This is a genomic window from Pseudomonas sp. FSL W5-0299 (assembly GCF_005930655.1).
GTDB lineage: Bacteria > Pseudomonadota > Gammaproteobacteria > Pseudomonadales > Pseudomonadaceae > Aquipseudomonas > Aquipseudomonas mandelii.
Window position 1 is genome coordinate 19,142 of record NZ_RXHX01000054.1, and the last position, 8,398, is coordinate 27,539.

Genomic DNA, 8,398 nt, shown 5'->3' on the forward strand with positions numbered 1-8,398 from the left:
TCCGGGACTTTCTCGGATTTGCCCTGAGGTTTTATCGACATGTCAGCCGTTCGCAGCAAGATTTGTGGGATTACCCGCATAGAAGATGCGTTGGCGGCGGTCGAGGCCGGGGCGGATGCCATCGGGTTTGTGTTTTACGCCAAGAGTCCGCGGGCCGTCACGTTCCAGCAGGCGCGCGACATTATCAAGTTGCTGCCGCCGTTCGTGACCACCGTGGGGTTGTTCGTCAACAGCAGCCGCTGCGAGTTGGGCGAGCTGCTCGACGCCGTACCGCTGGACCTGTTGCAGTTCCATGGCGACGAAACCGCAGCCGAATGTGAAGGCTGGCACCGCCCGTACATCAAGGCGTTGCGGGTCAAGGCCGGCGACGACATCGCGGCGGCCTGCGATGCGTTTCCAAGCGCCAGCGGTATCCTGCTTGATGCCTATGTCGAAGGTGTTCCCGGTGGAACCGGTGAGGCGTTCGACTGGTCTCTGATACCGCAGGGCTTGAGCAAGCCGATCATCCTCGCTGGTGGCCTGACGCCGGATAACGTGGCTGAGGCAATCGCCCGGGTTCGGCCTTATGCGGTGGACGTCAGCGGCGGGGTAGAAGCGAGCAAGGGCATCAAGGATCACGCAAAGATTCAGGCATTCATCAAGGCGGTACGTAGTAGCACGTAGTTGATGTGACGGCTGGCAGACTGCCGCCGTCCCAAAATGCACTGCGCTGCACAAAGCAGGCACGGCTGAGGATTTTTGGATTGTACGCAGGTCACGTTTCGCTGACCCGGCCATCCACCGATCATCGCCACACACATGAATTTAGCTCAAGGGCATACGCGGGGCTGCGAACCAGAGCGTTCGGGCCGCCGGTACTGGAGAAAGAAAGCATGAGCAACTGGTTAGTAGACAAACTGATCCCTTCGATCATGCGTTCCGAGGTCAAGAAGAGCTCGGTGCCTGAAGGTCTGTGGCACAAATGCCCGTCTTGCGAGGCTGTGCTGTATCGTCCGGAGCTGGAAAAGACCCTGGACGTTTGCCCCAAGTGCAACCACCACATGCGTATCGGCGCCCGCGCGCGCATCGACATCTTCCTCGACGCCGAAGGCCGTGCAGAATTGGGCGCGGACCTGGAGCCGGTTGACCGTCTGAAATTCCGCGATGGCAAGAAGTACAAGGACCGCCTGACCGCTGCGCAAAAGCAGACCGGCGAAAAAGACGCACTGATCTCCATGAGCGGCACCCTGCTGGGCATGCCAGTGGTGGTCTCGGCCTTCGAGTTCTCCTTCATGGGGGGGTCGATGGGCGCCATCGTGGGTGAGCGTTTTGTCCGCGCTGCCAACTACGCGCTGGAAAACCGTTGCCCGATGATCTGTTTCGCCGCTTCCGGTGGTGCGCGGATGCAGGAAGCCCTGATCTCCCTGATGCAAATGGCCAAGACCTCTGCGGTCCTGGCGCGTCTGCGTGAAGAAGGCATTCCGTTCATCTCCGTGCTGACCGATCCGGTCTACGGCGGCGTTTCCGCCAGTCTGGCGATGCTGGGCGACGTGATTGTCGGTGAGCCGAAAGCCCTGATCGGCTTCGCCGGTCCACGCGTGATCGAACAGACCGTGCGTGAAAAACTGCCGGAAGGTTTCCAGCGCAGCGAGTTCCTGCTGGAGCACGGTGCAATCGACATGATCATTCACCGCCAGGAACTGCGTCCGCGCCTGGGCAACCTGCTGGCACAAATGATGGGCCTGCCGACGCCAAAATTCGTTGCCGCACCCATTGAGCCGATCGTGGTTCCACCGGTACCTGCCAACCTATGACCGAACGTACCCTTGGCGAGTGGCTCGCCTACCTAGAGCAGTTGCACCCTTCGGCCATCGACATGGGCCTGGAGCGCTCGCAACAGGTAGCGTCCCGCATGGGACTGGGCAAGCTGGCGCCTCGGGTGATCACGGTCACCGGCACCAATGGCAAGGGGTCCACCTGTGCATTCGTGGCCTCGTTGCTGCGGGCTCAAGGCCTGAGCGTTGGTGTCTACAATTCTCCGCATCTGCTGCGTTACAACGAGCGGGTGCAGGTCAACGGCGTCGAAGCGACGGATGCCGAGTTGTGCGAAGCCTTTGCTGCGGTCGAGGCGGGCCGTGGCGACACTTCCCTGACGTACTTCGAGATGGGCACCCTGGCGGCGTTCTGGCTGTTTCAACAGGCAGGGCTTGATGCCGTGGTGCTGGAAGTCGGCTTGGGCGGGCGTCTAGACACGGTCAACGTAGTCGATGCCGACATGGCGCTGGTCACCAGTATTGGCGTCGATCACGCCGATTACCTGGGCGATACCCGCGAATCCGTGGCTTTTGAGAAAGCCGGCATCTTCCGCCAGGGCGCGCCTGCGCTCTGTGGTGACCTGAATCCTCCGCAACCTCTGCTGGATAAAGCCCGCGAGCTCAATTGCCCGTTTTTCCTGCGTGGGCGCGATTTCGACCTCGGTGTGACCGATCACAATTGGCAATGGAGCGGTCTTGACGCTCAAGGGCGAGTGGTCGAGTTGCATGATCTGCCGTTGCTCGATCTGCCGATGGAAAACGCCGCACTGGCCTTGCAGGCTTACCTGTTGCTCGGTTTGCCGTGGGTCGATTCGCAAGTAATCAATGCGCTGACAGCGACGCGGGTGGCAGGTCGTCTTGACCGCCGTCAAATCGATTGGCAGGGCAAGCGTCTGAGCCTGTTGCTGGATGTGGGGCATAACCCGCATGCAGCCGAGTATCTGGCGCGCCGTCTGGCCGTTCGTCCGCCGGTCGGCAAGCGTCTGGCGGTGTTTGGCTTGTTGGCGGACAAGGATCTGGATGGTGTTGTCAGTGAATTGAATGCTAGTGTCCAGCAATGGGCTGTCGCGCCGCTGGATTCGCCGCGTGCGCGCCCGGTGGCCGATTTGCAGGCGGCGTTGCAGAACCTTGGCGCTGCGGTAACGTCTTATGACAGTGTGGCCGCCGCCCTGGAAGGGCAGTGCGCACTGGCAACGAGCGACGACGAGATTCTGTTGTTCGGATCATTTTATTGTGTCGCCGAGGCCCTCGAATGGCTGGCCCGGCGCTCCACGGAGGAAGCGGCAAATGGCATTGCTGGATAAGGCATACAAACAGCGCATGGTTGGCGCCCTGGTTCTGGTGGCGCTGGCGGTTATTTTTCTGCCGATGCTGTTTTCCCGCCAGGATGAGCAGCGTCAAGTGACGGTCGAAGCCCCGGCTGCGCCGCAAGCACCCTCGGTACCGCCAGTGCAGGTCGAGCCAGTGGTGGTGCCCGAGCCACAAGCGCTGCCTCAGGAACCTGTGCCAAGCGATGACGAGATCGCTCAGCAAGAAGCACCCGTGGCGCCGATCACCCCGAGTGCGCCAGCCGCGGCTGCGCCTGCTACCAAACCGGTCGCTCCCGCGCCTGTGGTCAAGCCTGCTGCGCCGACGACGCCGCCTGCCCAGCCGATTACGGCCGCGCCGGGCAAGCCAGACACGACTCAAAGCCGCGTCGATGCCAATGGCCTTTCGGTCAGCTGGTCGGTGCAACTGGCCAGTCTGTCGAGCCGTGCAAGCGCAGAAAGTCTGCAAAAAGACCTGCGCAGTCAGGGCTATAACGCCTATATCCGCACGGCCGATGGCAAGAATCGGGTGTTTGTCGGGCCGCTGATCGAGCGCGCCGAAGCGGATCGCCTGCGCGACTTGTTGGGCCGCCAGAAGAACCTCAAGGGTTTTGTGGTGCGTTTCCAGCCTGAGCGCAACTAAAACTATCGCCCCGATTTGAAATGCACTGACAATCGCAGCTTACCGATAGCCATGCGCTCTGCTAAAATGCGCCGCCTTATCCGTCTGTAGGCTGCACTGTGCCATTTACCTGGGTTGACTGGGCGATCGTTGCAATCGTCGCCATCTCCGCATTGATCAGTCTGAGCCGCGGCTTCGTCAAAGAAGCATTATCGCTGGTGACCTGGATCATCGCAGGAGTCGTCGCCTGGATGTTCGGTGGTGCATTGTCCGAGCACCTCGCCGGATACATCGAAACGCCATCAGCTCGTGTGATCACGGGCTGCGCCATCATGTTTATCGCCACGTTAATCGTAGGCGCAATGATCAATTATCTTATCGGCGAGTTGGTACGCGTCACCGGGCTATCCGGGACCGATCGATTCCTCGGCATGGCCTTCGGCGCCGCGCGTGGCGTGTTGCTGGTGGTCGTGGCGGTCGGGCTGTTGAGCCTGGGGCCGGTACAGCAGGACGGGTGGTGGCAACAGTCACAGCTCGTGCCAAAATTTCTATTGGTCGCAGACTGGTCCAAAAACCTGATCCTCGGGTGGAGCAGTCAGTGGCTTGCCAGCGGTATCAGCGTACCCGCTGAGATACCGTTCAAGGAGCACCTCTTGCCGACGGCCAAAACGCCTCAGTGAGTTGTGTTCAGTTCAGATCCATTAAGTAGGGGTTGCGTCGCATGTGTGGCATCGTCGGTATCGTCGGTAAGTCGAACGTCAATCAGGCGCTGTATGACGCGCTAACCGTCCTCCAGCACCGCGGCCAGGACGCTGCCGGTATCGTGACCAGCCATGATGGCCGGTTATTCCTGCGCAAGGACAATGGCCTGGTGCGTGACGTGTTCCATCAGCGTCACATGCAGCGCCTGGTCGGTCACATGGGCATTGGCCATGTGCGTTACCCGACCGCGGGCAGCTCGACCTCGGCCGAAGCTCAACCGTTTTACGTCAACTCGCCTTACGGCATCACCCTGGCGCACAACGGTAACCTGACCAACGTTGAACAGCTGGCCAAGGAGATTTACGAATCTGACCTGCGCCACGTCAACACCAACTCCGATTCGGAAGTGCTGCTCAACGTGTTCGCGCACGAACTGGCCCAGCGCGGCAAGTTGCAGCCTACCGAAGAAGACGTATTCGCCGCTGTAACCGACGTGCATAACCGTTGCGTCGGTGGTTATGCGGTCGTGGCAATGGTGACCGGTTACGGCATCGTCGGTTTCCGCGACCCGCACGGCATCCGCCCGATCGTCTTCGGTCAGCGTCACACCGACGAAGGCGTCGAGTACATGATCGCCTCCGAAAGCGTCTCCCTGGACGTGCTCGGCTTCACCCTTATTCGCGACCTGGCACCAGGCGAAGCGGTCTACATCACTGAAGATGGCAAGCTGCACACCCGTCAGTGCGCGACCAACCCGTCCCTGACCCCGTGCATCTTCGAACACGTCTACCTGGCGCGTCCGGACTCGATCATCGACGGCGTGTCGGTGTACAAGGCCCGTCTGCGCATGGGCGAGAAGCTCGCCGAGAAGATCCTGCGCGAACGTCCTGAACACGACATCGACGTGGTCATCCCGATCCCGGACACCAGCCGCACTGCGGCCCTGGAGCTGGCGAACCACCTGGGCGTCAAGTTCCGCGAAGGCTTCGTGAAAAACCGCTACATTGGCCGGACCTTCATCATGCCGGGCCAGGCTGCACGGAAAAAATCCGTACGCCAGAAGCTCAACGCCATCGAACTGGAATTCCGCGGCAAGAACGTGATGCTGGTGGACGACTCGATCGTTCGTGGCACCACGTGCAAGCAGATCATCCAGATGGCCCGTGAAGCCGGCGCGAAAAACGTCTACTTCTGCTCCGCAGCACCGGCCGTTCGCTACCCGAACGTCTACGGTATCGACATGCCGAGCGCTCACGAGCTGATCGCCCACAATCGTTCGACCCAGGACGTTGCCGACCTGATCGGCGCCGACTGGCTGATCTATCAGGACTTGCCTGACTTGATCGAAGCGGTCGGTGGCGGCAAGATCAAGATCGAGAAGTTCGATTGTGCGGTGTTCGACGGCCAGTACGTCACCGGTGACGTCGATGAGGCTTACCTGAACAAGATCGAGCAGGCACGTAACGATGCCTCCAAGGTCAAGACGCAGGCCGTCAGCGCGATCATTGATCTGTACAACAACTGAGTAACTACCGGCCCTGAGGGGCCGGTTTTGTATCTACTTATAAAGAACAAGGCAAGGAGTGACAGCATGAGTCAGGATTGGGATGCCGGTCGGCTGGACAGCGACCTCGAAGGCGTAGCGTTCGATACCCTGGCCGTACGCGCCGGTCAGCACCGCACGCCGGAAGGCGAACACGGTGATCCGATGTTCTTCACTTCAAGCTACGTATTCCGTACCGCTGCCGATGCGGCGGCGCGCTTTGCCGGTGAAGTGCCGGGCAACGTTTACTCGCGCTATACCAACCCGACCGTTCGCGCGTTCGAAGAGCGCATTGCCGCGCTGGAAAGCGCCGAGCAAGCGGTCGCCACCGCCACCGGCATGGCAGCGATCATGGCGGTGGTCATGAGCCTGTGCAGCGCTGGTGATCACGTGCTGGTGTCGCGCAGCGTGTTCGGCTCGACCATCAGTCTCTTCGAAAAGTACTTCAAGCGCTTCGGCATCGAAGTCGACTACGTGCCTTTGGCGGACCTGTCCGGTTGGGACGCGGCCATCAAGGCCAACACCAAATTGCTGTTCGTCGAGTCGCCGTCCAATCCATTGGCAGAGCTGGTAGACATTGCCGAGCTGGCGAAAATCGCTCATGCCAAAGGCGCGATGCTGGTGGTCGACAACTGCTTCTGCACCCCTGCGTTGCAACAACCGCTGAAGATGGGCGCGGACATCGTCGTGCACTCGGCGACCAAGTTCATCGATGGCCAGGGCCGTTGCATGGGCGGCGTTGTCGCCGGTCGCAGCGAGCAGATGAAAGAAGTGGTGGGTTTCCTGCGCACCGCCGGGCCGACCCTGAGCCCGTTTAACGCCTGGATCTTCCTCAAGGGTCTGGAAACCCTGAGCCTGCGCATGAAGGCGCATTGCGCCAACGCCCAGCAACTGGCCGAGTGGCTGGAGCAGCAGGACGGCATCGAGAAGGTCCATTACGCCGGCCTCAAGAGCCATCCGCAGCACGAACTGGCGCTGCGCCAGCAGAAAGGTTTCGGCGCCGTGGTGAGTTTCGAGGTCAAGGGCGGCAAAGAGGGCGCCTGGCGCTTTATCGATGCGACCCGTCTGATTTCGATCACCGCCAACCTGGGCGACAGCAAAACCACGATCACGCACCCGAGCACCACCTCCCACGGCCGTCTGGCGCCGCAAGAGCGTGAAGCGGCGGGCATTCGTGACAGCCTGATCCGTATCGCTGTCGGTCTGGAAGACGTGGCAGACCTGCAAGCCGATCTGGCGCGCGGGTTGGCGGCCTTGTGATCGAGTTGGCGACGCCGGGTACCGGCACCCATGGCCGCGTTGCACTGGTCACCGGTGCTGCACGCGGCATCGGGTTGGGGATCGCGGCCTGGCTGATCAGCGAAGGCTGGCAGGTGGTGCTGACCGATCTTGATCGAGAGCGTGGTTCGAAAGTGACAAAAGTGCTGGGCGCAAACGCCTGGTTCGTCGCCATGGACGTCTCGAACGAGGGGCAAGTGGCGCTGGGCGTTGCCGAGGTGCTGGGTCAATTCGGGCGTCTGGATGCGCTGGTGTGCAACGCGGCGGTGGCCGACCCGCACAACATCACCCTGGAAAGCCTCGACCTGGCTTACTGGAACCGGGTGCTGGCGGTCAATCTCAGTGGGCCAATGCTGTTGGCCAAACACTGTGCGCCGTATCTGCGCGCTCACAGCGGTGCGATCGTCAACCTGGCCTCGACCCGTGCCGGGCAATCAGAGCCTGATACAGAGGCTTACGCGGCGAGCAAGGGCGGCCTGCTGGCCCTGACTCACGCGTTGGCCATCAGCCTTGGGCCGGAAATACGCGTCAACGCGGTCAGCCCTGGCTGGATCGACGCGCGAGACCCGGCGGCACGACGTGCCGCCCCCCTGACCGATGCCGACCATGCCCAGCATCCGGCGGGCAGGGTCGGGACTGTCGAAGACGTCGCGGCGATGGTGGCGTGGCTGTTGTCGAAGAATGCCGGGTTCGTCACCGGCCAGGAATTTGTGGTCGATGGCGGCATGACCAAGAAGATGGTCTACAAGTAGAAGCTGCAAGTCTCAAGCTACAAGCGGCAAGTAAATGCGAGCCCGTGCAAGCCCTGAATACGCGATCCTGCTTTTACTTGCCGCTTGAAGCTTGTACTTGGAGCTGTTTTGAAAAAACTTCAATCCTGCTATTGACTTAGGTTCGCTACCTGCGTAAATTTCGCGGCCTCGGAGATGCAAACGGGTGATTAGCTCAGCTGGGAGAGCGTCTGCCTTACAAGCAGAATGTCGGCGGTTCGATCCCGTCATCACCCACCAAATCCGAGAGTCTTGCGAGAGCAAGATGGAAGCTGTTAAAAGCCTCCACCGACGCGCAGCGGTAGTTCAGTCGGTTAGAATACCGGCCTGTCACGCCGGGGGTCGCGGGTTCGAGTCCCGTCCGCTGCGCCATATTTTCCGAG

At 60.9% G+C, this 8,398-nt stretch carries 8 protein-coding genes and 2 tRNA genes; all 10 read left to right on the plus strand.

The features are described from left to right. The first annotated feature begins 39 nt into the window (after positions 1-39). Positions 40-663 (plus strand): phosphoribosylanthranilate isomerase, encoded by a 624-nt coding sequence (locus FHL16_RS31995; protein WP_010456034.1) that lies wholly within the window; start codon positions 40-42, stop codon positions 661-663. Positions 664-872: 209 nt separating this feature from the next. Continuing rightward, a complete protein-coding gene (gene accD, locus FHL16_RS32000; RefSeq protein WP_010456031.1) occupies positions 873-1,793 on the plus strand; it encodes an acetyl-CoA carboxylase, carboxyltransferase subunit beta in 921 nt (306 codons plus the stop codon). Next, the gene (gene folC, locus FHL16_RS32005) at positions 1,790-3,097 is read left to right on the plus strand and encodes a bifunctional tetrahydrofolate synthase/dihydrofolate synthase (RefSeq protein ID WP_077750386.1); all 1,308 of its coding nucleotides are present in this window, start codon (positions 1,790-1,792) and stop codon (positions 3,095-3,097) included. Before accD ends, folC begins: the two co-directional genes overlap by 4 nt. Continuing rightward, positions 3,081-3,743 (plus strand): SPOR domain-containing protein, encoded by a 663-nt coding sequence (locus FHL16_RS32010; RefSeq protein WP_010456026.1) that lies wholly within the window; start codon positions 3,081-3,083, stop codon positions 3,741-3,743. Before folC ends, FHL16_RS32010 begins: the two co-directional genes overlap by 17 nt. Positions 3,744-3,841: 98 nt before the next feature. After that, the gene (locus tag FHL16_RS32015; RefSeq protein WP_010456024.1) at positions 3,842-4,402 is read left to right on the plus strand and encodes a CvpA family protein; all 561 of its coding nucleotides are present in this window, start codon (positions 3,842-3,844) and stop codon (positions 4,400-4,402) included. A gap of 41 nt (positions 4,403-4,443) precedes the next feature. After that, positions 4,444-5,949 carry an amidophosphoribosyltransferase gene (purF, locus tag FHL16_RS32020; protein WP_010456022.1) on the plus strand — a complete coding sequence of 502 codons (1,506 nt, stop codon included), beginning with the start codon at positions 4,444-4,446 and terminating at the stop codon, positions 5,947-5,949. 66 nt (positions 5,950-6,015) lie between these two features. Next, positions 6,016-7,227 (plus strand): O-succinylhomoserine sulfhydrylase, encoded by a 1,212-nt coding sequence (locus tag FHL16_RS32025; RefSeq protein WP_010456020.1) that lies wholly within the window; start codon positions 6,016-6,018, stop codon positions 7,225-7,227. Further along, positions 7,224-7,997 (plus strand): SDR family oxidoreductase, encoded by a 774-nt coding sequence (locus tag FHL16_RS32030; RefSeq protein WP_010456018.1) that lies wholly within the window; start codon positions 7,224-7,226, stop codon positions 7,995-7,997. Before FHL16_RS32025 ends, FHL16_RS32030 begins: the two co-directional genes overlap by 4 nt. A 182-nt stretch (positions 7,998-8,179) precedes the next feature. After that, a tRNA-Val gene (locus FHL16_RS32035) sits at positions 8,180-8,255 on the plus strand. A gap of 55 nt (positions 8,256-8,310) precedes the next feature. Next, positions 8,311-8,387: transfer RNA gene (locus FHL16_RS32040), tRNA-Asp, on the plus strand. Positions 8,388-8,398 lie beyond the last annotated feature (11 nt).